This is a genomic window from Pseudomonas sp. YeP6b (genome assembly GCF_025642995.1).
Taxonomy (GTDB): Bacteria; Pseudomonadota; Gammaproteobacteria; order Pseudomonadales; family Pseudomonadaceae; genus Aquipseudomonas.
Genome location: NZ_CP080090.1, coordinates 1,823,871 through 1,846,222, shown reverse-complemented (window position 1 = coordinate 1,846,222; position 22,352 = coordinate 1,823,871). Strand labels below are relative to the sequence as shown.

The following is a 22,352-nucleotide window of genomic DNA, read 5'->3' as shown; positions in this document are numbered from 1 at the left end:
TATAACAAATAAGAATATAACTTTTGTTTTAACAACTAACCGTACGGGTTAGGGTACCCACCTATTGAACCTTGATTGGAGAGCATCCCTTGCCTCTGCGTAGCACTTTCACCCGTTTCTTCCAGCTGGAAGCCGCCAGCGGTCTGTTGTTGATCGCCGCTGCCGCCTTGGCGCTGATCATCAACAACTCACCGTTGTCGCACCTGTACAGCGCCTTCCTTGACGTACCGGTGGTGGCACAAATTGGCGCGCTGAAAATCGCCAAGCCCGCTCTGCTGTGGATTAACGACGGCCTGATGGCTCTGTTCTTCCTGCTGATCGGCCTGGAGGTGAAGCGCGAGTTGCTCGACGGCCACCTGTCAAAGCCATCGCAAGTGGTCTTGCCCGGCGCTGCGGCCATTGGCGGCATGGTGGTGCCGGCACTGATCTACTGGGCAATCAACAAGGACTACCCTGCCGCGCTTTCCGGCTGGGCGATCCCGATGGCCACCGATATTGCCTTCGCACTCGGCGTGCTGGCCCTGCTGGGCAAGCGTGTGCCGGTGTCGCTGAAACTGTTCCTGATGACCCTGGCCATCATTGATGACCTCGGTGCGATCATCGTCATCGCCGTGTTCTATTCCGCCGACCTGTCGGGTGCGGCCTTGGCGGGTGCAGGCGCCTGTTTGATTGCCTTGATTGCGATGAACCGCCTGGGCGTGATCAAACTTGGGCCGTACTTGATCATCGGTCTGATCCTGTGGGTGTGTGTGCTCAAAAGTGGTGTACACGCCACCTTGGCCGGTGTGACCTTGGCGTTCTGTATTCCGCTGCGCACCAAGAACGCCGAAACGTCGCCATTGCTGACCCTGGAACACGCCCTGCACCCGTGGGTGGCTTACGCCATCCTGCCGCTGTTCGCGTTTGCCAATGCTGGCGTGTCCCTCACCGGGGTCAGCGTGGAGAGCTTCACCCATCACGTGCCTCTGGGCATCGCGGCCGGCCTGCTGATCGGTAAGACCGTCGGCGTGTTCGGCCTCACCTGGCTCGCCATCAAGACCGGCCTTGCGGCCCTGCCCAGCGGCGCGAACTGGGGCCAGGTGTTTGGGGTGGCGATCCTGTGCGGTATCGGCTTTACCATGAGCCTGTTTGTCGGCTCCCTGGCGTTTGTGCCGGGCGCCAGTGAATTCGCCGGGGAGGATCGAATGGGGATTCTGACCGGGTCGATCCTGGCAGCGTGTATAGGTTATGCGGTGACGGCGATGGCGAGTCGCAAGAAAGCCTGAGCGTTCTGAAAGCACTACCAAAAACCCCAACCGGTCACCCGGTTGGGGTTTTTCTTTTCCGCAGATGACACTTTTCTCAAACGCCTAAAGACTTCGCGCTCGCCGCCGACTAGTGATTGAGGCGCTCCAACTGTCCCCGCCCGGGACGCACGCCCGAGAATGCTCCCCAACGCGTTTCCAGCCCGAGCGAAAACCCCATGTTCCTGAGAAATATGAGAATCGCCGCCAGAGCCTTTATCGGCTTCGCGGCTATTGCGTCGCTGAGTGTGTTTCTCGGTCTGTTCGCCCTCAAGCAGATAGGCGAAGTCCAGTCACAGGCTGCCGACATTCAGAACAATTGGATGCAGCGCGTCAGGCTCCTGGCCCTGGCCAATGCCTCGCTCGACCGTTTTCGCCTGGGAGAAATGGCGCACATCCTGTCGTCTGGCGATGCGGACATGCAGACCTATGAAGACAAATCCGCCGGCCGCCTGAAAAGCGTCAAGGAACAGCTCGCGCAATATGCAGCGCTGCTGCGCACGCCTGAGGAACAATCACGGCTGGAGGTGTTCAACCAAAGCCTGGATGCCTACGCGAAAAACCACACTGAAATGCTCAAACGCTCACGCTCAGGCGATAAGGCCGGCGCCCGCGACTTTCTCAACAGCATTCGAGAAAGCTATGAGCAGATGACCAAGAACTTCGATCAACTGATAGACCTCGCCAACAAAGGCGCCGAACAAGCCGGGCAGACCTCTGTAGGCGCCTACCAGCATGCGGTGAGCGGCATCACGATCGTCATTCTGCTGGTGAGTGGCGGCACAGTGCTGGTCGCCTGGCTGCTGACCCGAAGCATAACCGGGCCGATCATTGAAGCCGTGCAGGTGGCCGAAACCATCGCCAAGGGCGATCTCACCCAGCCCATCAACCCGACAGGCAACGATGAGGCCACTCGCCTGCTCAGGGCTCAAGAGACCATGCGTAACAACCTGGTGCAGACCCTGCGGCAAATCACCGGCTCATCCAGCCAACTGGCCGCTGCGGCCGAGGAGCTTAACGCCGTGACCGCCGAGGGCAGCCGCGACCTGCAGCAGCAACATGGGGAGATCGAGCAAGCGGCCACGGCCGTCACCGAGATGACCACCGCGATTGAAGAGGTGGCGCGCAATGCCGCCTCGACCTCCGACCTTTCCCAAGAGTCGCGAAGCATCGCCTTGAAAGGCCAGCAGCGCATGGTCGAGGCGTTGAATGCCATCCAGGCGCTGACCCGTGGTGTTGAGGTCAGCTCCGGGCAAGTCGGTGGCCTGGCTGAGCAAGCCAAAGGTATCGGCAAAGTACTTGATGTGATCCGCACCATTGCCGAGCAAACCAACCTGTTGGCCCTGAACGCGGCCATCGAAGCGGCGCGTGCCGGTGAGGCCGGGCGTGGTTTTGCGGTGGTCGCCGATGAAGTGCGCGCCCTAGCCCACCGAACGGCCCAATCGACCCAGGAAATCGAACAAATGATCGGCAGTATTCAGACCAATACCGCCAGCACCGTCCACACCATGCTCGACAGCAGCACCATGACCCAGCAGACCCTGGCGTTGGCCGAGCTGGCTCAGCAAGCGCTGGCAGATATCCTGGCGGCTAACGATGAGATCAACGACCGTAACCTGGTGATTACCACGGCGGCGGCAGAGCAGGCCGACGTTGCACGGGCGGTTGATCGCAACTTGCTGAATATTCAACAGCTGTCGATTCAGTCGGCGCAAGGCTCGACCCAAACGACGGCCGCCTCGCAATCCCTCGCCAGCCTGGCGCATGAATTGAACACGATGGTGAAGCACTTTCAGGTTTGAAGTGAGGCTTTAAAACTTCACAATGCCTGACCGAATGCTACCCCCTCGCCACAGGCAAACTTCGACATACTCGGCCTTCCATGAGTTGGGCCTTAAATCCAGCAAAAAAAACCGCCCCACTAAGGCTGTTTTATTGCCTGCGTTTCTTGCGCTACCGGAGAAACCCATCAGACATTTCCCACGAGTCGCCGGGATTGCCTTGCAGCAAGTGACGCACTAGTCTCCCCCATTCGCTGACACTCAGCGATCAGGCGTCGCGGCCTGTTAACTTGATGCATAATTGCCATCGCTTTTCGTCAGCCACTCCTATGGCTGACGCTTCGTGTTATGGCAGCTGTGCGCGGGATACCTTCGGGTATGCCGAGTTCCAAGTTCTCGGTCCGCGAACCTCCGTACAGCTGCCACCTTCCATCGCGTCGCGGCGATCAGGGGCGGCTCCACCCATGTACAAGGTCACACCGAATCCACCTCCGTTAGACACTGCACAGCTATTGGCACAAGCAAGCCGCGCCGCCAATCATTCTGAGCCAGGCACTGCGCCACCCAATGGTTACGAACCACTGTTTTCGATTAACTCAGCCGCCGACACAGAGGCCTTATTGGTAAATGCATACGAAACCCTGATAGGCGCAGGCGGGCTGACCTCTGATTTAGCAGAAACAACGGACGGAAAACTACGCAGCCAATTGTTAGCAATTGGGCAGCTACTCGGACTGGCGGGACTGTTAGTAGATCGTGCAATGGAGCAGCGGTGCCCGACATAACAGAGCTAGAAATGTTATCGGCAATCCCAGCCCACAAAACCAAAAAACCCCAACCGGTTACCCGGTTGGGGTTTTGTGTTGCTACGGCCGACGCTTAACGCGTAACGCGGCTGGTACCGTCAACGGTCATGATGCGTACGCGATCGCCGATGCGGAAGATTTCATTTTCCTGCACGGCTTGTACGTAGGCGCGCATGCTGCCGTCGTCTTCGCGAACGGTGATTTCCACGCCCTGGGTACGGGTCAGGCCTTCTTCGGTGGCCGAGCCCAGCAGGCCACCGGCTACGGCGCCGATCACCGCGGTGACGATACTGCCACGGCCACCGCCAATGGCGCTGCCGCCAACGCCGCCGATGACTGCGCCAGCAGCGCCGCCGATTGGGGTCTTGGTGCCTTCGATTTTCACCGGACGCAGGGATTCAATGGTGCCCATGCGAACGGTTTGTACACGGCGCGCCTCGTCACGGGAGTACGAGTCGCCGGTCAGACTCGAGGCGCAGCCACCCAACAACAACGACAGGGTGGTAAAGCAGGCAACTAGTAAAACGGACTTACGCATAGCTTCAACTCCAAAGGACAGGTATTCATTAGACGCCGCAGCTTGGCGCCTGTCACGGCAAGCACGTCAGAAAATTGCTTTCATTCAGCCTCAGTACAGACTGCCAGTACCAGAAAAATAGACGAACGGTAGCTCTCACCCTTGTTCCAAAGACGGCCATGGGCCCGTTCATTGTAGTCGTGCAGCAGCACACGCGAAGCCTCTAGGAGAGAGACTTCGTGTGGTAGGCAACATTCGGGGGATGTGACGAGAGGTGCAGCTCAGGGCGCCAGGCGCTCGCGCGTCCACTCGCCGGCTTGCAGGCGATAGTTCAGGCGGTCATGCAGGCGGCTGGCGCGGCCCTGCCAGAACTCGATGCGCTCGGGCAGCAGGCGATAGCCACCCCAATGCTCAGGACAGTCGGGTTGGGTGTCGCTGAAACGCTGCTCGGTAGCCTTGAGCAAATCCTGCAGCTCTTCACGGTCACGAATGACTTGGCTCTGCGGCGAGGCCCAAGCACCAAGTCGGCTGCCCAACGGGCGGACCTGATAATAAGCATCCGACTCTTCAGGCGTGACCTTGACCACCCGCCCTTCGATACGCACCTGGCGCTCCAAGGTGGGCCAGAAGAACGTCATGGCCGCAAAAGGCCGCGCCGCAAGCTGTTCGCCCTTGGCGCTCTGATAATTGGTGAAGAAGGTAAAGCCCTGTGCATCCAACCCCTTGAGCAACAGGATGCGACAGTGCGGGCGACCGTCCTGGTCGACCGTGGCCAGGGTCATGGCATTGGCCTCCACCGGTGGCTGCTCGGTTTTCACCGCGTCGCCAAACCACTGGTGGAACAACGCAAACGGCTCGCCCGGGGCCTGGGCCTCGCTCAAACCATCGCGTGTGTAGTCACGGCGCATATCGGCCAGTGCCTGGGTCATGCGGCTTTATCCTTATGGTTCAGCAGATCAGTTTTTCGCCTGGTCGTTGGCAGCCGGTGTCGCGGCCTTGGCTTTGGCTGGGGCTGGCTTCTTGGCAGCTGGCTTAGCCGGGGCTTTTTTAGCGGCGGGCTTGGCAGCGGCTTTCTTCGCTGGAGCCTTTTTCGCCGGAGCTTTTGCAGCAGGCGCCGGGGCAGGCACATTCTGCACAGCCACCATTTCGGCTACAGGCGGTGTCTTGCCCGAGTTGTACTTGCTCAGCAGGGCCAACATAGTTGTACGCTGAGTGAACATGATTTCCATGCGACGGTTCAGCGCACGCCCCTGATTGCTGTCGTTGGCAGCACGCGGCATAAGGTCACCCATGCCGCGCAGCATCAGGCGGTCTTGCTTGAGGCCGCTGAGGCTGAAAATCGAGGCGATCGATTGCGCGCGCTCTTTGGTCAAGGCCTGGCTCGCCGGGGCGGCGCCGGTGGCATCAACGTGGCCCAGGACCAGTACGGCGGTCTTTGGGTCAGCTTCAACAGCCTTGGCAACACGGGTGAACGGGCCCAGGGTAACCGGCAGCAGCATCGCCGGGCGTTTCGGGTTGTAGGAACCGTCTACCGGGGCAATCACCACCAGTACGTTGTCGCGACGTTCCAGTTGCAGGTTGCTGTCCTTGATAGCAGCGCGCAAGCGCGGCTCATAGTCATCCAGCCAGGCTTGGGTGATTTTCGGGTCGGGCATCGGCACGTTGGTCACGTCGACCTTGGCCAGTGGCTTTGGCTTGCTCTCGAACGGCCACCACCAGCGTGGCTCGCTGTCGGTCTTGGCGACTGCAGGCGTCGCCGGGTCGGCGGCCTTGAGGTCGGCTTTCAGGTCAGCCTTGGCATCGGCGGCCTTTTCGTCGGCGCTTTTGGAAGAGAACGGCCACCAGCTAGAGCCGTCGGCATCAGCCTTGGCTACCGGGGCAGCAGCGGGCGCAGGAGCAGCAGCAGCCACCGGCGCGGCAGGCTTGGCGCCAGCGGCTGGTTTTGCATCCGGCTTGGCGTCGGTCTGGGTTACTGCGTCCTTGGTAGCAGCCTTGTCAGATCCAAATGACCACCAATGCCCGCCTTCGGCATCATTTTGTGGAGTTTGTGCGCAGCCAGTAATAGTGAGGCACAGCGCCAGTGCCAAGGACTTGTTCGATAACATGAGATATCCACAAAATGAGAAAAAACCGGGGGGTCTGGTTGACCCGTTAAACAGACGCTTACAGAACATTAAAGTTACAAAATTTCGTTCAGCGCCTTCTTATAGTTGCCTTTGTAACAAAAAAACGTGAAACAGCAAGCTCTTTACAGACAACCGGCCAATATTCCGACCAACTTCTGTGCACGCGGGTCCATAAGTACGTAAGGCCCCAGTGTATTAGTCACGAAACCGAACGCTACATCATGTTCTGGGTCGGCAAACCCCACCGAACCCCCAGCCCCAGGATGGCCAAACGCACGTGGGCCAAGGCCGAACGTGGCATTGGGCAAGTGCGGTTGATCCAACATGCAACCCAAACCGAAACGGGTTTGGGTCAATAAGGTTTTATCCGGCCCGACACTGTGTTCGCGGGTCAATTGTTCGAGCATGTCGCTTTCCAGCAAACTACCGTCCAACAATCCGCTATAAAAACCCGCCAGGCTGCGCGCATTACCGTGACCATTTGCCGCTGGCTGCTGCATGCGCCGCCATTCGGGCTTATTAGTGCTGGTCAGAATAGACGGTGGGTTGGCAAATGCACGCGTAGTCATGGCCGCAGGTTCGCGCATCATTACTTGCAGTAATCGTTGCGCGGCCTCATCGCCCATATTGCCTTTGCTGCGCGCTATATGGGCAACACGATAAAACTCTTCATCCGCCAAACCCACGTGGAAGTCCAGGCCCAATGGCCGCGCAACCCGCGCGACGATCGACTCACCCGGCCCACGCCCGTCGGCACGGCGCAGCAATTCACCGACCAGCCAGCCGTAAGTGATGGCCTCATAGCCATGCCCTTCGCCCGGCGTCCACCACGGAGCTTCGGCCGCCAGGGTGTCGACCATCAGCTGCCAGTCGTACAAGGCTTGGGCCGGCAGCATCTCGCGGATCGCCGGCAGCCCGGCCTGATGGCAGAGCAGCTGGCGCAGCGTGATGGTTTCTTTACCGGCCGCCGCAAACTCGGGCCAATAGTCAGCCACGGGCGCATCGAGTTTCAACTTGCCCTCGGCCACCAATTGCAGGGCGGTGACGGCGGTGAAGGTCTTGGTGCAGGAGAACAGGTTGACCAGGGTGTCGCTGTGCCAGGCTTCAGCACCGTCTTTGTCGGCGGTGCCGGCCCACAGGTCGACGACGGTTTCGCCGCCGATCTGGATACACAGCCCAGCACCACGCTCCTGCGGGTCATCGAACAACGCGGCGAACGCTTCACGTACCGCTTCGAACTGAAGTTCGTAATGACCCTGAATCTGCACCTGACCCGCCTCGGAAAACCCTGTAAGAAGTGGCCGTCATTGTTCCAGTCATTAGGGGTTTTGTGAACCCGTCATCGATGAATCAATGGCCGTTTCCAGAGTGACCGCCGGCGTGCCCGGCGCCCTGCCCCGCGCCTTTGCCTGCACTCCCCGACCTGCCGCCTTCGCTCTCACGAACCGCGCTGGCGGCCTTGGCCTTTTGCGCCTCTTTACCCAACTGGTCGACCGCCGCCAGGTTGCTTTTACGCACGCTGTCGACAAAGCCCTGGAACGGCACATCGGTGATGCCGACAAGACCGAAGTGGCCGTTTTCACCGTCCAGCAGACGCCCGGTCACCGGTTGGTCCAGGTACTGGAACCAGTGCACACCGACAATCGACGGCTCAGCCATGGCCTGCTTGAGGAAGTTGTTGTAGGCCACGCCACGGTCTTCTTCCTTGGCCAACTGCGTCACGCCGCCCCAGAACGGGCCACGGTCCGCCGAGCCGAAGTTGAACTCGGTGATCAGCACCGGCTTATCCAAGGCTCGCAGAGCGACAAAGTCATAACCATCCTGCGGCTTGAGGGTGTACATGTTGAAGCTCAGCACATCGCAATACTGCGCGCAGGACGCCACGGCCTCCGGGGTGCTCACGGCATAACGGCCGCCCAGCAGCAACTGGTTGGGCGCGTGCCATTTCAGCGAATCGGAGATGGTCTTGAAATACGCATCGGCGAAGGTCTTCTGGAAGTATTTAAAGTCAGCTTCGATCTCCGGATGCTCAGGGTTTGGCATCGGCGGCTCGAAGCCTGGGTCTTCCATCAGCTCCCAGCCCGCCAGGTGAATGCCCCAAGCCTTCGACAGGCCGTCTTCATTGCGGTACTTGTCGCGCAGTTGCTTGAGGAATGCGCGCTTGGCCGGTACGTCGGTGGTCATGCGCAGCGTGCCGTAGGCCAAGGCGTAACGGGATTTTGCATCGTCGCCGGGACCGGCCCAGGCCAGCTCGTTGTCGGCAAAGAAGCCGATCAGCCACGGGTCGTCGCGGTGATCGCGAGCAGCAATGGCCACCGCACGTTCAGTGGCCATGGCAAAACGCGGGTCGAACGGGTCGGGCATGCCGCCCCACCAGTCGGTGCCGGTGCTGATGCTGGCGTAGTCACCGACAATCGACAGCGGCAAGGTGTACGGCACGCGGTCGGCGCGGGCCAAATCCTCGTCGCTCCAGTTGCCCACAGTATTGAAACCCCAGGCTTGCAGGCGGTCTAGGGTGTGCGTGACCCAGCGCTTCTGATCAAAACCGTCGGTGCCGTAAGCACGCTGCAGGTTGGCGCCGTAGAAATCGTACCAACGCCCCACATTGAAGCCCCGGCCTTGGTCGGCGCCGTTGCCGCCGCGGTTATCACCACTGCCGTAGTACGTGTCGAACGGCTCGCCGGCCTTGGGCAGCGCGGCAAACATCCACTCGCGACCAGCCACATAGGTCTGGTTGTTGTCCGGCGCCACGGTGTTGACGCCCAAGGAGTAGAACGGATGGCCTTCCGGCGTCACCAAGAACCAGCGACCGTCGCGTTTCTCGGTGCGGAAAAAACCGCTGGCTTCAAACGCCGGGCCTTTGTTCCAGCCGCCGTATTGGTCCAGGGAAGACTTGTCGCGCTCAGCCAGCCAGCCCTTGAGTTGTAGCTGCTCTTTGGCTGCTGCGGCCTTGAGTTGTTCATCGTTGCTGACCTTTTCGGGCCAGCGCGCGCGGGTGGACTGGCCATACGCATCCACCAGTTCGCTGTAGGCCACCTTCAGCACCGGCTCGCTGTCCTGAACCCCGAAGCGTTCCAACAGGATGCTTTGCGCGGCGTTGGGCTTGACCATCGACAGGGTGACCGACGCCACCTGGCTGCGGTCGATTTCCCCGGCGCTGCCCGCCAGCAATACACGCTGGCCGTCCACGGTGATCGGCATCGGCGGGCCGGCTTTCATGCCTTGGCTCAGCGGGGTGTTGGCTTGCAGCGGTATCAGCAGGGTCTGCGCTGGCCCGGCTGGCAGGTCGATGCGGCTGACCAAGGTTTTACCGTCGGTGCTTTGCACTTTGACGTAGAGGGTCAGCGCCCAGTCCATCGCGCTCTGGATACGCAGGCTCATGGCGCCGGACTGCGACCAGTCCCACACGCCGGTCTGCGGGCTGAGCACCAGGCTCGGCTCAGCCGCCGGGTTGAAGGTGATGCGGCGCAGCACTTCACCTTCAGCAGTTTGTTCGGCGTTGTATTGCGGCAGGCTGGCGTCCAGGGTCGCCACCTTGACCACATCGGCAGGCCGGACGAAATTGAACAGCGTTTGTTGCCCGGCAGGCGCGGCCATCAGGGGCGCAGCGAACAACAAGGCAAAAAGAGCGGGCAGCGTGCGAATCATACGAACAAGGTTCTCCCAAACGGCCGGTGACTGGCCTGATGACATACATCGATAGCAGTGAGATAGACCACGAAGTGGGCGAATTCGCCCACGGCGGCTTAAGAAATTTCGCGCCTGAACGGCGGCAAAGCATTGAGGATGGCTTTGCCATAGCGCTGCGTGACCAAACGGCGGTCGAGCAGGGTGATGGTGCCCCGGTCTTCCTCGGTACGCAGCAAGCGCCCGCAGGCCTGAACCAGCTTCAAGGAAGCATCCGGCACCGAGATCTCCATGAACGGGTTACCGCCACGGGCTTCGATCCATTCGGCCAAAGCCGCCTCGACCGGATCATCCGGCACCGAGAACGGGATCTTGGCGATCACCACGTGCTCACAGTAGGCACCGGGCAAGTCCACGCCTTCGGCGAAACTGGCCAGGCCGAACAGCACGCTGGAATCGCCACCATCGACGCGCGCCTTGTGCTTGTTCAGGGTTTCCTGCTTGGACAGGTTGCCCTGGATAAACACTTGCTTGCGCCAGTCGCGGTCGAGGCCGTCGAACACGTCCTGCATCTGTTTGCGCGAGGAGAACAGCACCAGGGTGCCCCGCGAGCCTTCAACCAACGCCGGCAGGTCGCGGATGATCGCCGCCGTGTGCGCCGGCGCGTCCCGTGGGTCGGCCTTGAGGTCCGGCACCCGCAGCACACCCGCATCGGCGTGGTGGAACGGGCTCGGCACCACGGCGGTGACGGCTTTTTTCGGCAGGCCGGCACGCATGCGGAAGCGGTCGAAGGTGCCCAGGGCCGTCAGCGTGGCCGAGGTCACCAGGCAACCGTAGGCCACGTTCCACAAGTTGCGGCGCAACATTTCGGCGGCAAGGATCGGGCTGGCGTTAACCTCGATATCAAACAGCGCGCCGCTTTCTGACAAGGTCAGCCAACGCGCCATTGGCGGGTTGTCTTCCGGGTCCTCGACGGTGAAGGCGGTCCACAACTCCCAGTTGCCCTGGGAACGCGACAACAGGCTACCGAACAGCGGATACCATTCTTCAGCCTGGTTGCTGGCGATGCCGATGTTGACCTCGCCGTCCATGCCTTCCTTGAGCAAGTCGGTCAGGCGGGTGAACAGGTCGGTCAGGCGCGAAAAGCCCTTCTTGAGCTCGATGCCCATTTCACGCATGTGCTCGGGGATCAACCCGCCGACAAAGCGGTGACGCGGCCGCTCGCGGCCCTCCACGTCTTCGCCGGGCTTGAAGTCGGCGACCTGTTCGCAGGCGCTGAACATGAACTGCTGCTGGGTCTTGATCTCGCGCGCCAGCTCCGGCACCTGCTCGATCAGCTTGCCCAGGTCGCCGGGCAGCGGGTGCTGGGCCAGCAACTTGGTGAGGTTCTTGGCGGTGGTTTCCAGCCAGTCGGCAGTGGAGCGCAAGCGCGTGTAGTGGGCGAAGTGGCCGATAGCCTTGTCGGGCAGGTGATGGCCTTCGTCGAATACGTAAAGGGTGTCGCGCGGGTCCGGCAGCACGGCGCCGCCGCCCAGGGCCAGGTCAGCCAGGACCATGTCGTGGTTGGTGACGATCACGTCGACCTTGCCCATGCCTTCGCGGGCCTTGTAGAAGGCGCACTGGCCGAAGTTGGGGCAATGGCGGTTGGTGCACTGGCTGTGGTCGGTGGTCAGGCGTGCCCAGTCGGCATCTTCCAGGGCGGTGGGCCAACTGTCGCGGTCGCCGTCCCATTTATTGCCGGCCAGCTTTTCGATCATGCTGGTAAACAGCTTCTGGCTGACTTCATCAACCTCGATCTTGAAGCCTTCTTCTTCGAACAGCGACGCCGTGGCGGTTTGCGCGTGACCTTCCTGCAGCAATACATCGAGCTTGGACAGGCACATGTAGCGGCCACGCCCCTTGGCCAGGGCGAAGGTGAAATTCAAGCCGCTGTTGCGCATCAGGTCAGGCAGGTCTTTGTAGACAATCTGCTCTTGCAGGGCGACGGTGGCGGTGGCGATCACCAGGCGCTTGCCGGCGGCCTTGGCAGTCGGGATCGCGGCCAAGCTGTAGGCCACGGTCTTGCCGGTGCCGGTGCCGGCCTCGACGGCCACGATCGCGGGGTCGCCACTGCGCCGACCTTCGTCGTCGGTGTCGATATCCCCGAGGACTTTGGCGACTTCGGCGATCATCAGGCGTTGGCCGTAGCGCGGTTTCAAGCTCTTGGCTTCGAGAAAACGCGAATAGGCGCCCTGGATCGTGGTTTTAAGTTCAGTGCTGATCATGGATAGTCGGGCGCAAAAAACGCTGGATAAATTTTCAGTGGTTCGGATCGGCCGCTATCATACCCCGCTAATTAATCCCGCGCAGAACGGAGTACCACAATGACCGCGTTTAGCCTCGCTTACACCCTGCATGTATTGGCCGCCCTGGTTTGGGTCGGCGGTATGTTTTTCGCCTGGATGATCCTGCGCCCCGCCGCCATGGCGGCACTTGAGGGCCCTGCCCGGCTCAAGCTGTGGGCGAATGTGTTTCAACGTTTTTTCGTGTGGGTCTGGGTCGCGGTGGCGGTTTTGCCGATCAGCGGCATCGGCCTGCTGCAACTGCGCTTCAGCGGGTTTGAGACCGCGCCGCGCTATGTGCAAGTGATGATGGGCTTGTATCTGGTGATGACGGCGCTGTTTATCCGTATCCAGGCGTTGAAGTTCCCGGAACTGCGCAAGGCGGTGGCGGCTGAGGATTGGCCGACAGGTGCGGCTGCGCTGGGGCAGATTCGCAAGTTGGTGGGGATTAATCTGATTGTTGGGTTGGTGGTGGTGGCGATTGCTTCGGCTCGGCCGATGTTCTGAGGCGATCTTTATTCCGCCATTGCGGGCAAGCCCGGCTCCCACAGGTAATCGCATTTCAATGTGGGAGTCGGGCTTGCCCGCGATGGTGTCAGACCAGGCGACTCAGAGCCGCTGAATAGTCACAGCCCCCGCAGGCCCTGCCGGCCCCGGTTGCCCTTCCAAGCCAGGTCGGCCCTTGTCGCCACCATCGGCGCGATACACCACGCAGCCTTTGGATTGCCCACCTTTACCCGGCTTACCCGCCGTGCCGGCCAAACCGCCGGCCCCGCCATCCACCCAGACTTTGATCTGCTCCGCCGGGAAGCTCTGCGGCAGCTCGACACGCACGGTCGCGCCCGCCGCGCCTGGCAGGCCATCGCCACCGTTATCGCCATTGGCGCCGCGCCCGGCCGAACCCCAGGTGCAACCCGGGTCCACGCCGTTGGCGCCATCCAGGCCCGCATAACCTTGGGCACCGGCGCCGCCACGGGCATCCACCGACAGCTCTTCGGCGCTAAGGGCATTGATGCGCAAGACCAAATCACGCCCGGCCTTGGCCGGCCGTTCGTGGGTCCCGGGAGCGCCGCGCGAGGTGATCTGGCTGCCATGTTCCAGCTGCGCATTGCGCACCTGCAATTGCAGCGCGGTATTGCCGGGGGCGATGGCGATACGCGCCTCACGCCCCAAATGCAGCTCATCCACCGTGACTTGGCTGATGGTGGCCGGCACCAGCAACGTGCCGTAGTCCGCCACATCCAGGCGTTCGAGCTGCAACACGCTGGTACTGCTGGGCAGGCGCATCAGCGAGTTGGTTTCGACACTGACGCTCTGGGCCAGGGCAATGGGGCTGACCAACAGGGCCAACAGAAAAACCTTACGCATGATTGGCCTCCTTGTTCGTTTCATCAATTGCGGCAGGCGCCGACAGGCCCCGCACATGGAACATCCCCACCAGCAGAATCTGCAAGCGGTCACGCCAAGGGTGGGCACGGTGTTTCAAGCTGCTGTTGAACAACAGCAGTTCCAACAGATGGGTCAGGAACAACAGACTGCCGGCCAGGCTGACCAACAGGTGGAACGGATTGGCGAGCGGCCGGAACAGATTGACCACTACCACGACCCAGAACAGCAACGTCAGAAACTTTCCCAACCCCCAAAACACCTTCATCCCGCATGCCCCTGCCTATTATTCTTTGGGCGCACAGTACCGACTTCTGCAGGCGATTTGCCAGTGAAGGTTGAAAAAACTTGATAAAGGGCTGGTTTGCCTGCGGTTTCGACGAGGATCGCCAGCAATGCCCCTGCGGCTCCCCCAGGGGCAAAGGCCGTCAGCGGCTGATTTTGATTTCCACACGGCGGTTCAACGCGCGCCCGTCAGCGGCGTTGTTATCGGCCACCGGCTGGCTTTCGCCCGCACCGACCACCGATACAAAGTTGCTGCGCGGCACGCCCGCGCTAACCAGGTAATCCGTCACCGAGTGCGCGCGTTTTTCCGAGAGTTTCTGGTTATAGGCGTCTTTGCCGACGCTGTCGGTGTGCCCACTGACCCGCAGCTGCGCACTCGGAGCTTCCTGTTTCAGGCGCGTGGCGATGGTGTCGAGCTTGGTTTTGTCCGCCGCCGTGAGCTTGGCCGAGTCGAACTGGAAGTGCACATCGCGGATCACGATGGTTTCTTCCTTGACTACCACCACCTCCTCAACCACGGCCGCCACCGGCACCGGAGGGCAACCGTTCACATCCACCTGCATGCCTTTCGGTGTGCCCGGGCACTTGTCACGGCTGTCCGGTACGCCATCGCCATCTTCGTCGCCATCGCCGTGCACCCAGCAATAGGCGCCAGCCATGCCGCCGATCAGCAGCGCGCCAGCGCCGGCGTACGCCGAACTTTCAGTGGCGCCAATCGCAGCGCCCGTCACACCACCGACTGCGGCACAGGTGGGCCAATCGGTTTTTTGCAAACCTGCGCAACCTGTCAATACTCCGGTTAGCAGAACCAAGGGTAGAGCTGTCCGCATGATGCTCATTTGATTTCTCCTGAGGGGGTCGGCGAGGGCCGACAGGTGGAGTAAAGACGGCTCTTTTCATCTGCGCCACTGCGCCGCACCCCCGTATTTATTGAGGTTGGCCGTTCACGCAGGACTTTTCGCTGCCGCCCGCTCTAGGCCCGCAGGCTCAGCCGCGCTAGTCTCTAGGGTCCTGATGTGAGGATCTCTGATGATCGCTGGTATTTCTTCCCGTACGCCACAGCAAGCGCTGGCCGCTTTGCTGGATCTGCACCAGCCCAAACGCCTTTTGCTGTTGGGCGCCAGCCAGTTTCCGGCGCTGGAGGCGTTTCAAGCCGAGCACCCGGGCACCGTTGTCGCCATCGCTGCGCCCGGGCCATTGCCGGCAGAGCTGGCGGCGCAGCGTTTTGACTTGGCGCTGGTGGTCGATTGCCTGGAGCACCTGTCAAAACCGCAAGGCCTGACCTTGCTCGGCGGCATTCGCAACCTCAATGCCAGCCGCATTGCGGTGCTGGCCGATCTGGGCGCCTGCGGCTGGAAGGACACCGACTTCTTCTCCCTGGCCCTGCAGGCCGGCGAACGGTTCCAGCGCGATGATCAGGTTCTGACGCTGTTTACCTATGATCTGCTTGACTATAAACAGGTGCCGGACTGGCTCAACGCCCGCTTTTGGGCCAACCCGGAAAACTTCGGAAAGTATTGGTGGTAACCATGAGTACATCCATTTGCCCCTGTGGCAGCGGCAATCTGCTGGAGGCCTGCTGCGGCCATTATCACGCCGGCCACCCGGCGCCCTGCGCCACCGCGCTGATGCGCTCGCGCTACAGTGCCTATGTGCTGGGGCTGGTGGACTATCTGGTCGCCACCACGTTGCCCGCGCAACAAGCCGGCCTGGACCGCGTCGCCATCGGCACCTGGAGTGCCCAGAGCACCTGGCTCGGCCTTGAAGTGGAAAGCTCCGAGGTGTTTGGCGGCCAGCCGGAGCATGCCTTTGTGACCTTTACCGCGCGCTGGCACGACAGCACCGGCGAACACAGCCACCGTGAGCAGTCGTCTTTCGTACAGAATGAGGGGCGCTGGTACTTCATCGACCCGACGGTGGAGGTGAAGGCCGGGCGCAATGATGTATGTTTGTGTGGCAGTGGGCAGAAATTCAAGAAGTGCTGCTCCAGCTACCTCTAACCACCACAGGACTCACGCCATGCTTCGGATTTACAGCTTGATGCTGGCGTTAACCCTGGGCCTGAGCGGTTGCGCCTCGTGGTTCGCAGACGATGCGCCCGCGCCCCATGTATCGCTGGTGAAAGTCGAAGTGGTGCGGGCCAAGTTACTGGAGCAGAAATTCAAGCTGTACTTTCGCGTCGACAACCGCGACGACGCCGACCTCACAGTGCGCGGCCTGATCTACAAGGTCAGCCTGGACGATTTTGTGCTGACCGAAGGCGAGTCCAACGAATGGCTGACCGTGCCACCGCGCGGCCACGCTTTTTTCAGGGTGACGGTGCGCACCAACCTTTGGCCGCAGATACGCGATGTAGTGCAGATGCTGAAGAATCCGAGCAAGCCCGTGCCCTATCGCCTGGAGGGCGAGCTGAAAACCGGATTATTCATCGGTAATGACGTGCAGGTGGCCCACAATGGCGAGATAATCCCCGGCGATTTTATTCCGGAGCGACATCGATGACTCAGCAACCCCATGTCCATGGTCCTGACTGCAACCACGATCACGATCATCATGATCACGACCACGGCCATGTCCACGGCCCGAACTGCGGCCACGCTCACCAAGAGCCGGTGCGCAATGCGTTGAAGGACGTTGGCCGCAACGATCCTTGCCCGTGCGGCAGTGAAAAGAAATTCAAGAAGTGCCACGGGGCATAAGCCGCGCTGAAGATCCAAATGTGGGAGCGCCGCTCCCACATTGATTTGCGCAAGACTTAAGTTCTCACGCTTAACCCAAAACTCCTGCTTGCGTCGTTTCGCCGCGCTCACTAACGTAGCGCCTTTAATGACGCTACCCCCCGCAGGAGCTTTGCCATGGCCTCGCCAGCCCTCTCACATTTTCTTCCCCGGTTCGGCGTTGCCGCGGCAGTGGCCAGTGCATTAAGCCTGGCCGGTTGCCAGCTCCAGAGCACCCAGGACACCCTGCCGCCCGTTGCCGGCGTGCAGCCGATCAAAGGCCTGGCCCAGAATGTATCGGTACGCCGCAATGCCCAGGGCATGCCGCTGATCGAAAGCAACACCTTCCATGACGCGCTGTTCAGCCTCGGTTATGTACACGCCAGCGACCGCATCACGCAGATGGTCACCTTGCGCCTCTTGGCCCAGGGCCGTCTGGCGGAAATGTCCGGGCCGCAAGTGCTGGACGTCGACCGCTTCATGCGCGCGGTCAACCTGAAAAAAAGCGCCGGCGAGCTGTATAACGCCTCGTCGCCGCGCCTCAAGCGCTTCTTTGAAGTGTATGCCCGTGGCGTCAACGCCTACCTGTTCCGCTACCGCGACAAGCTGCCGCCGGACCTGGCCCAGACCGGCTACAAGCCTGAGTACTGGAAGCCGGAAGATTCGGCGCTGTTGTTCTGCCTGCTGAATTTCAGCGAGTCGAGCAACCTGCAGGAAGAACTCTCGTCGCTGGTGCTGGCGCAGAAAGTCGGAGTCGACAAGCTCGCCTGGCTCACCCCTAGCGCGCCGGATGAGCCGATCCCACTGGCCGAAACCGACAAGCTCAAGGGCGTGAACCTGGGGCAGATCACCGGCCTCGCCGGGTTGGACGCCGTCGGCCAGCAACTCAACAGCCTCAATGCACTGGCGGTGACGACCTCGAGTAACTGGGCGATCGGCCCACAACGCAGCCGCAGCGGCAAAAGCCTGCTGGCCAGCGACCTTGCCGCCCAGCCGCAAGCGCCGTCGCCGTGGAGCTACGTGCAGATTCGCGCACCGAAATACCAAGCGGTCGGCGCCTCGATTGCCGGCCTGCCGACCCTGTTGTCCGGCTTCAACGGCAAAGTGGCGTGGAGCATGAGTGCGGTCAAAGGCGACACCCAGGACCTGTTCCTGGAAAAGGTCAAACGCCAAGGCAGCGCGTTGTACTACGAGAACAACGGCAAATGGCTACCGGCCACCGTGCGTAACGAAACCTTCTTCGCCAAGGGCCAGCGGCCACTGCGCGAAGTGGTATACGAAACCCGCCACGGCGCCCTGCTCAACAGCAGCCAGGCCCTGAACACCGGTTTCGGCCTGGCCCTGCAAACCGCCGATTTCAAAGACGACAAGAGCCTGGATGCGTTCTTCGACCTGTCCCGTGCGCAAAACGCCGGCAAGGCCTCGGACGCAACCCGGGAAATCCGCGCGATTGCCCTGAACATGATCTTCGCCGACGCCAGCAACATCGGCTGGCAAGTCACCGGCCGCTTCCCCAACCGCCGCGAAGGCGAAGGCCTGCTGCCCTCGCCGGGCTGGGACACACGCTTTGACTGGGACGGTTACGCCGACGCGATGCTGCACCCGTATGATCAGGACCCGGCCCAAGGCTGGATCGGCACCGCCAACCAGCGCACCGCGCCGCGCGGCTATGGCATGCAGTTGTCCAACTCCTGGGATGCGCCGGAGCGCAGCGAGCGCCTGGCGCAACTGGCCAATGCCGGCAAGCATGACAGCCGCAGCATGATCGCCATGCAATACGACCAGACCACCACGTTCGCCGCCAAGCTCAAGACTATGTTCCAGGCGCCGGGTATGGCTCAGCCGTTGAAACAGGCGATTGATGCACTGCCGGCGGCCGACGCGACCAAGGCCCGCGAGGCGCTGAACCGCCTGATGGCGTTTGATGGGCGCCTGGCGCCGACTTCCGCCGACGCGGCGATCTACGAGGTGTTCCTACAGGAAAGCACGAAGCAGATCTTCCTCGACGAACTCGGCCCGGAAAACAGCGCCAGCTGGAAAGCCTTTATCAGCAACGCCAACCTGTCCTACTCCGCCAACGCCGACCACCTGCTGGGCCGCGAAGACAGCCCGTTCTGGGACGACGCGCGCACCGCGCAGAAAGAAGACAAACCGGCGATCCTGGCCCGCAGCCTGGCTGCCGCAATCACAGCTGGCGGCAGTCAGTTAGGTGGCGACCACAAGGCCTGGCAGTGGGGCAAACTGCACAGCACCACCTGGAAAAACACCAACGGCCAGGTGATTCGCGGCCCGCTGGCCAGTGGCGGCGACCACAACACCTTGAACCCGGCGCCGTACAGTTGGGGCCAGGACTTCAACACCACCCAGGTGCCGGCGCTGCGCATGATTGTCGACTTCGGCCAGGTGGAACCGATGATAGGCCAGGGCGGCATCGGCCAATCCGGCAACCCGGCCAGCCCGAACTATGCGAACGGCATCGATGCGTCGCTCAAGGCGCAATACCTGAGCTTCCCGATGCAGCCGCAGAACTTTGAGAAGGTGTATGGGAAGACTCGGTTGACCCTCACTCCCGGCAAGTAATGATCGTTCCCACGCTCTGCGTGGCAATGCCTCCTGTGACGCTCCGCGTCACGCCATAAAAAAGCGGACGCAGAGCGTCCAGGGCTGCATTCCCACGCTCTGCGTGGGAACGATCCCACTGCATGCATTCCGATAGAACTTCTGCGCTGCGCCTCTCCTCCTATTTGATAAGCCCATTGCCCCGGCACGCCCATGGACCTTGTCATTGCCCGGCCCGAAGGCCTCTACTGCCCCGCGGGAGATTTTTACATCGACCCCTGGCGCCCGGTGGAACGCTCAGTCATTACCCACGCCCACGGCGACCACGCCCGCACCGGCAACCAGCATTACCTGGCCGCCGCGCCCGGCGAAGGCATCCTGCGCTCGCGCCTGGGCCAGGACATCAACCTGCAAACCCTGGCCTATGGCGAAAAACTCGTGCACCACGGCGTGACCCTGAGTTTTCACCCTGCCGGGCATGTACTGGGCTCAGCCCAGGTGCGCCTGGAATATCAGGGCGAAGTCTGGGTCGCTTCCGGCGACTACAAGGTCGAACCCGACGGCACCTGCGCGCCGTTCGAACCCGTGCGTTGCCACACCTTTATCACCGAATCCACCTTTGGCCTGCCGATCTACCGCTGGCAGCCCCAAGCGCAGATCTTCGCCGGGATCAATGACTGGTGGCAGGCCAATAGTGCCGCCGGCAAGGCCAGCGTGTTGTTCTGTTATTCGTTCGGCAAAGCCCAGCGCATCCTGCATGGTATCGACGCCAGCATCGGCCCGATCCTCAGCCATGGCGCGGTCGAACCCTTGAACCGTGTGTACCGCGAGGCCGGGGTGTATATCCCCGAAACTCTCTACGCCGGCGACTTCAAAAAGACCGACCCGTTACTGCGCCAAGCGCTGATCATCGCCCCGCCGTCCGCGGGCGGAAGCAGTTGGATCAAGCGCTTCGGCGACTACAGCGACGCCTTCGCCAGTGGCTGGATGCGCCTGCGCGGCACACGGCGGCGGCGCGGTGTGGACCGCGGCTTTGTGCTATCGGACCACGCCGACTGGCCGGGGCTACTGTGGGCCATCGAACACACCGGCGCCGAACGGGTGATGGTCACCCACGGGTCTGTCGGCGTATTGGTGCGCCACCTGCGGGAAAAAGGCCTGGATGCCCAGGGCTTCAGCACCGAATACGGCGATGACGAAGAAGAGGCCACGGCATGAAAGCCTTCGCCGAGTTGTATGCCAACCTCGACGCCACCACGTCCAGCAATGCCAAGCTCGCGGCGCTGCAAGCCTACTTTCGCCAAGCCCCGCCTGAGGATGCCGCATGGGCGGTGTACTTTCTGTCCGGCGGGCGGCCTCGGCAACTGGTGCCCACGCGCCTGCTTCGGGAGATGGCCACCGAAGCATCGGGCATCAAACCGTGGTTGTTCGAAGAGAGCTACCAGTCGGTGGGTGACCTGGCCGAAACCATTTCCTTGCTGCTGCCGGAATCCACTTACACCTCGCAAGACGGCCTGGCGGTGTGGCTGGAAGAAAAACTCCTGCCCCTGCGTGGTTTGCCGCCGCTGGAATTGGCCGAGCGCCTACCCGCGTTATGGGCACAATTGGATCAGCCGAGCCTGATGGTGTGCATCAAGTTGATCACCGGCAGCTTTCGCGTGGGCGTGTCCAAACTGCTGGTGACCCGCGCCCTCGCGGCCATGGCTGACCTGGACAGTAAACGCGTTGCCCAGCGGCTGGTGGGCTACACCGACTTGTCCAATTGTCCTACGGCAGAGGGCTACCTCAAGCTGATCGCCGCCGAATCGTCCGACGAGCATGCGCAACGCGGCGGGCAGCCTTATCCGTTTTTTCTCGCCCATGGCCTGTCGCAACCGGTGGAGCAATTCGACGCCCTGCTCGGTTCGCCCGCCGACTGGCAGGTGGAATGGAAGTGGGATGGCATTCGCGCGCAACTGGTCAAGCGTGAGGGCCGGCTGTGGGTTTGGTCCCGGGGTGAAGAGCTGGTTACTGAACGTTTCCCGGAACTGCACAGCCTGGTCAGCGGCTTGCCGGACGGCACAGTCATCGACGGCGAAATCGTGGTGTGGAAGGCGTCGGTGCAACCCTTCGCCCTGCTACAGCAGCGGATTGGCCGTAAGACCCTGAGCAAAAAAATCCTCGAGGACGCGCCCGTCGCCGTCCTGGCCTACGACCTGTTGGAACATCAGGGCGCCGACTGGCGCAACCGCACCCAGGCCGAGCGCCGCGCCCAGCTTGAGCAGGTGATTGCTCAGTGCAAGCAGCCGGTGCTGCTGCCATCACCGTTGCTGACGGGCACGAGTTGGGCCGACCTGGCCCAGCAACGTGAAGACTCTCGCCGCCTCGGCGTGGAAGGCATGATGCTCAAGGCCAAGGATGGCCTGTACGGCGTGGGCCGCACCAAGGACATGGGCGTGTGGTGGAAATGGAAAGTCGAGCCGTTCAGCGTCGATGCGGTGTTGATCTACGCCCAGCGCGGCCATGGTCGCCGCGCCAGCTTATATAGCGACTACACCTTTGCGGTGTGGGACGGCCCGCCAGGCACGGAGCGCACGTTAGTGCCGTTCGCCAAGGCCTATTCAGGGCTGACCGACGAGGAAATGCGCAAGGTTGACGCTATCGTGCGCAAAACCACGGTAGAGAAATTCGGCCCGGTCAGCAGCGTGACGCCGAGCATGGTGTTTGAACTGGGGTTTGAAGGGATTGCCCTGTCCAAGCGGCATAAGAGCGGAATTGCGGTGCGGTTTCCCAGGATGTTGCGGTGGAGGCAGGATAAGGCGGTGGATGACGCTGACAACCTAGGAACTTTGCAAGATCTATTGGCCTGACTGGTCACTTACAAACCATGCAAAACCATGTGGGAGCCGGGCTTGCCCGCGATGGCGGTGGGTCAGGTAAATAGATTGGGCCTGACCCACCACCA

20 protein-coding genes and 1 pseudogene are annotated in these 22,352 nt (G+C 61.5%); 12 read left to right on the top strand and 9 right to left on the bottom strand.

Annotated features, from left to right (window positions below; all coding sequences use genetic code 11):
- Window positions 1-89 precede the first annotated feature (89 nt).
- The 4 genes and pseudogenes from nhaA (at window position 90) to KZH41_RS08245 (ending at window position 3,849) form a co-directional block, all read left to right on the top strand.
- Window positions 90-1,265 carry a Na+/H+ antiporter NhaA gene (gene nhaA / locus KZH41_RS08255; protein ID WP_242154797.1) on the top strand — a complete coding sequence of 392 codons (1,176 nt, stop codon included), beginning with the start codon at window positions 90-92 and terminating at the stop codon, window positions 1,263-1,265.
- Window positions 1,266-1,462: 197 nt separating this feature from the next.
- Window positions 1,463-2,227: pseudogene (locus KZH41_RS30420) on the top strand (MCP four helix bundle domain-containing protein); the annotation flags it as partial.
- Complete coding sequence (locus KZH41_RS30415) at window positions 2,222-3,085, top strand: methyl-accepting chemotaxis protein (protein WP_371917660.1); 864 nt, start codon at window positions 2,222-2,224, stop codon at window positions 3,083-3,085. The pseudogene KZH41_RS30420 and the gene KZH41_RS30415, both read left to right, overlap by 6 nt.
- Window positions 3,086-3,357: 272 nt before the next feature.
- The gene (locus tag KZH41_RS08245; protein WP_318654897.1) at window positions 3,358-3,849 is read left to right on the top strand and encodes a DUF6124 family protein; all 492 of its coding nucleotides are present in this window, start codon (window positions 3,358-3,360) and stop codon (window positions 3,847-3,849) included.
- Window positions 3,850-3,943: 94 nt separating this feature from the next.
- On the opposite strand, the gene KZH41_RS08240 is transcribed toward KZH41_RS08245, so the two are convergent.
- The 6 genes from KZH41_RS08240 to dinG all read right to left on the bottom strand — a co-directional run bounded on the left by KZH41_RS08240 (window position 3,944) and on the right by dinG (window position 12,404).
- Window positions 3,944-4,408 carry a glycine zipper 2TM domain-containing protein gene (locus KZH41_RS08240; protein WP_003189251.1) on the bottom strand — a complete coding sequence of 155 codons (465 nt, stop codon included), beginning with the start codon at window positions 4,406-4,408 and terminating at the stop codon, window positions 3,944-3,946.
- Between the two features lie 260 nt (window positions 4,409-4,668).
- Window positions 4,669-5,316, bottom strand: coding sequence for a pyridoxamine 5'-phosphate oxidase (pdxH, locus tag KZH41_RS08235; protein WP_094950011.1), 648 nt, complete (start codon window positions 5,314-5,316; stop codon window positions 4,669-4,671).
- Window positions 5,317-5,343: 27 nt separating this feature from the next.
- On the bottom strand, window positions 5,344-6,492 hold the full coding sequence (locus tag KZH41_RS08230) for an OmpA family protein (protein WP_094950012.1): 1,149 nt from the start codon (window positions 6,490-6,492) through the stop codon (window positions 5,344-5,346).
- A 143-nt stretch (window positions 6,493-6,635) separates the two neighbouring features.
- Entirely contained in the window at window positions 6,636-7,781 is a 1,146-nt protein-coding gene (locus KZH41_RS08225) for a serine hydrolase domain-containing protein (RefSeq protein ID WP_094950013.1), read from the bottom strand.
- An 82-nt stretch (window positions 7,782-7,863) separates the two neighbouring features.
- Window positions 7,864-10,161 (bottom strand): beta-galactosidase, encoded by a 2,298-nt coding sequence (locus tag KZH41_RS08220; RefSeq protein WP_263274657.1) that lies wholly within the window; start codon window positions 10,159-10,161, stop codon window positions 7,864-7,866.
- A gap of 98 nt (window positions 10,162-10,259) precedes the next feature.
- Window positions 10,260-12,404, bottom strand: coding sequence for an ATP-dependent DNA helicase DinG (dinG, locus tag KZH41_RS08215; protein ID WP_094950015.1), 2,145 nt, complete (start codon window positions 12,402-12,404; stop codon window positions 10,260-10,262).
- Between the two features lie 99 nt (window positions 12,405-12,503).
- On the opposite strand from dinG, the gene KZH41_RS08210 reads away from it, so the two are divergent.
- A complete protein-coding gene (locus KZH41_RS08210; protein ID WP_242154787.1) occupies window positions 12,504-12,968 on the top strand; it encodes a CopD family protein in 465 nt (154 codons plus the stop codon).
- Between the two features lie 102 nt (window positions 12,969-13,070).
- Here KZH41_RS08210 and KZH41_RS08205 read toward each other — a convergent pair whose 3' ends face one another.
- The 3 genes from KZH41_RS08205 to KZH41_RS08195 all read right to left on the bottom strand — a co-directional run bounded on the left by KZH41_RS08205 (window position 13,071) and on the right by KZH41_RS08195 (window position 14,971).
- Window positions 13,071-13,829 (bottom strand): hypothetical protein, encoded by a 759-nt coding sequence (locus tag KZH41_RS08205; RefSeq protein ID WP_094950017.1) that lies wholly within the window; start codon window positions 13,827-13,829, stop codon window positions 13,071-13,073.
- Window positions 13,822-14,115: a DUF1145 domain-containing protein gene (locus tag KZH41_RS08200; RefSeq protein WP_094950018.1), complete on the bottom strand. Its 294-nt coding sequence runs from the start codon at window positions 14,113-14,115 to the stop codon at window positions 13,822-13,824. The genes KZH41_RS08205 and KZH41_RS08200 overlap by 8 nt, the downstream gene beginning before the upstream one ends.
- Window positions 14,116-14,275: 160 nt before the next feature.
- Window positions 14,276-14,971 carry an OmpA family protein gene (locus KZH41_RS08195; protein WP_094950019.1) on the bottom strand — a complete coding sequence of 232 codons (696 nt, stop codon included), beginning with the start codon at window positions 14,969-14,971 and terminating at the stop codon, window positions 14,276-14,278.
- Between the two features lie 190 nt (window positions 14,972-15,161).
- On the opposite strand from KZH41_RS08195, the gene KZH41_RS08190 reads away from it, so the two are divergent.
- From KZH41_RS08190 to KZH41_RS08160, 7 genes are all read left to right on the top strand, one after another.
- Window positions 15,162-15,659: a DUF6231 family protein gene (locus tag KZH41_RS08190; RefSeq protein WP_094950020.1), complete on the top strand. Its 498-nt coding sequence runs from the start codon at window positions 15,162-15,164 to the stop codon at window positions 15,657-15,659.
- A 2-nt stretch (window positions 15,660-15,661) separates the two neighbouring features.
- The gene (locus KZH41_RS08185; protein WP_094950021.1) at window positions 15,662-16,132 is read left to right on the top strand and encodes a YchJ family protein; all 471 of its coding nucleotides are present in this window, start codon (window positions 15,662-15,664) and stop codon (window positions 16,130-16,132) included.
- Window positions 16,133-16,151: 19 nt separating this feature from the next.
- On the top strand, window positions 16,152-16,634 hold the full coding sequence (locus KZH41_RS08180; RefSeq protein WP_094950022.1) for an LEA type 2 family protein: 483 nt from the start codon (window positions 16,152-16,154) through the stop codon (window positions 16,632-16,634).
- Window positions 16,631-16,831 (top strand): SEC-C metal-binding domain-containing protein, encoded by a 201-nt coding sequence (locus KZH41_RS08175; RefSeq protein ID WP_003189235.1) that lies wholly within the window; start codon window positions 16,631-16,633, stop codon window positions 16,829-16,831. The genes KZH41_RS08180 and KZH41_RS08175 overlap by 4 nt, the downstream gene beginning before the upstream one ends.
- Window positions 16,832-16,987: 156 nt before the next feature.
- Window positions 16,988-19,429 carry a penicillin acylase family protein gene (locus KZH41_RS08170; RefSeq protein WP_263274656.1) on the top strand — a complete coding sequence of 814 codons (2,442 nt, stop codon included), beginning with the start codon at window positions 16,988-16,990 and terminating at the stop codon, window positions 19,427-19,429.
- Window positions 19,430-19,621: 192 nt separating this feature from the next.
- Window positions 19,622-20,626 (top strand): ligase-associated DNA damage response exonuclease, encoded by a 1,005-nt coding sequence (locus KZH41_RS08165; protein ID WP_094950024.1) that lies wholly within the window; start codon window positions 19,622-19,624, stop codon window positions 20,624-20,626.
- Window positions 20,623-22,257 (top strand): ATP-dependent DNA ligase, encoded by a 1,635-nt coding sequence (locus tag KZH41_RS08160; RefSeq protein WP_263274655.1) that lies wholly within the window; start codon window positions 20,623-20,625, stop codon window positions 22,255-22,257. Before KZH41_RS08165 ends, KZH41_RS08160 begins: the two co-directional genes overlap by 4 nt.
- Window positions 22,258-22,352 lie beyond the last annotated feature (95 nt).

Coding starts and splice junctions, on each gene's coding strand:
- KZH41_RS30415 (WP_371917660.1), top strand. CDS start 2,222: ATGCGTAACAACCTGGTGCAGACCCTGCGGCAAATCACCGGCTCATCC.
- pdxH (WP_094950011.1), bottom strand. CDS start 5,316: ATGACCCAGGCACTGGCCGATATGCGCCGTGACTACACACGCGATGGT.
- KZH41_RS08190 (WP_094950020.1), top strand. CDS start 15,162: ATGATCGCTGGTATTTCTTCCCGTACGCCACAGCAAGCGCTGGCCGCT.
- KZH41_RS08160 (WP_263274655.1), top strand. CDS start 20,623: ATGAAAGCCTTCGCCGAGTTGTATGCCAACCTCGACGCCACCACGTCC.
- KZH41_RS08180 (WP_094950022.1), top strand. CDS start 16,152: ATGCTTCGGATTTACAGCTTGATGCTGGCGTTAACCCTGGGCCTGAGC.
- KZH41_RS08240 (WP_003189251.1), bottom strand. CDS start 4,408: ATGCGTAAGTCCGTTTTACTAGTTGCCTGCTTTACCACCCTGTCGTTG.
- KZH41_RS08175 (WP_003189235.1), top strand. CDS start 16,631: ATGACTCAGCAACCCCATGTCCATGGTCCTGACTGCAACCACGATCAC.
- KZH41_RS08220 (WP_263274657.1), bottom strand. CDS start 10,161: ATGATTCGCACGCTGCCCGCTCTTTTTGCCTTGTTGTTCGCTGCGCCC.
- KZH41_RS08245 (WP_318654897.1), top strand. CDS start 3,358: ATGCATAATTGCCATCGCTTTTCGTCAGCCACTCCTATGGCTGACGCT.
- KZH41_RS08230 (WP_094950012.1), bottom strand. CDS start 6,492: ATGTTATCGAACAAGTCCTTGGCACTGGCGCTGTGCCTCACTATTACT.
- KZH41_RS08200 (WP_094950018.1), bottom strand. CDS start 14,115: ATGAAGGTGTTTTGGGGGTTGGGAAAGTTTCTGACGTTGCTGTTCTGG.
- KZH41_RS08205 (WP_094950017.1), bottom strand. CDS start 13,829: ATGCGTAAGGTTTTTCTGTTGGCCCTGTTGGTCAGCCCCATTGCCCTG.
- KZH41_RS08185 (WP_094950021.1), top strand. CDS start 15,662: ATGAGTACATCCATTTGCCCCTGTGGCAGCGGCAATCTGCTGGAGGCC.
- KZH41_RS08210 (WP_242154787.1), top strand. CDS start 12,504: ATGACCGCGTTTAGCCTCGCTTACACCCTGCATGTATTGGCCGCCCTG.
- dinG (WP_094950015.1), bottom strand. CDS start 12,404: ATGATCAGCACTGAACTTAAAACCACGATCCAGGGCGCCTATTCGCGT.
- KZH41_RS08165 (WP_094950024.1), top strand. CDS start 19,622: ATGGACCTTGTCATTGCCCGGCCCGAAGGCCTCTACTGCCCCGCGGGA.
- KZH41_RS08170 (WP_263274656.1), top strand. CDS start 16,988: ATGGCCTCGCCAGCCCTCTCACATTTTCTTCCCCGGTTCGGCGTTGCC.
- KZH41_RS08195 (WP_094950019.1), bottom strand. CDS start 14,971: ATGAGCATCATGCGGACAGCTCTACCCTTGGTTCTGCTAACCGGAGTA.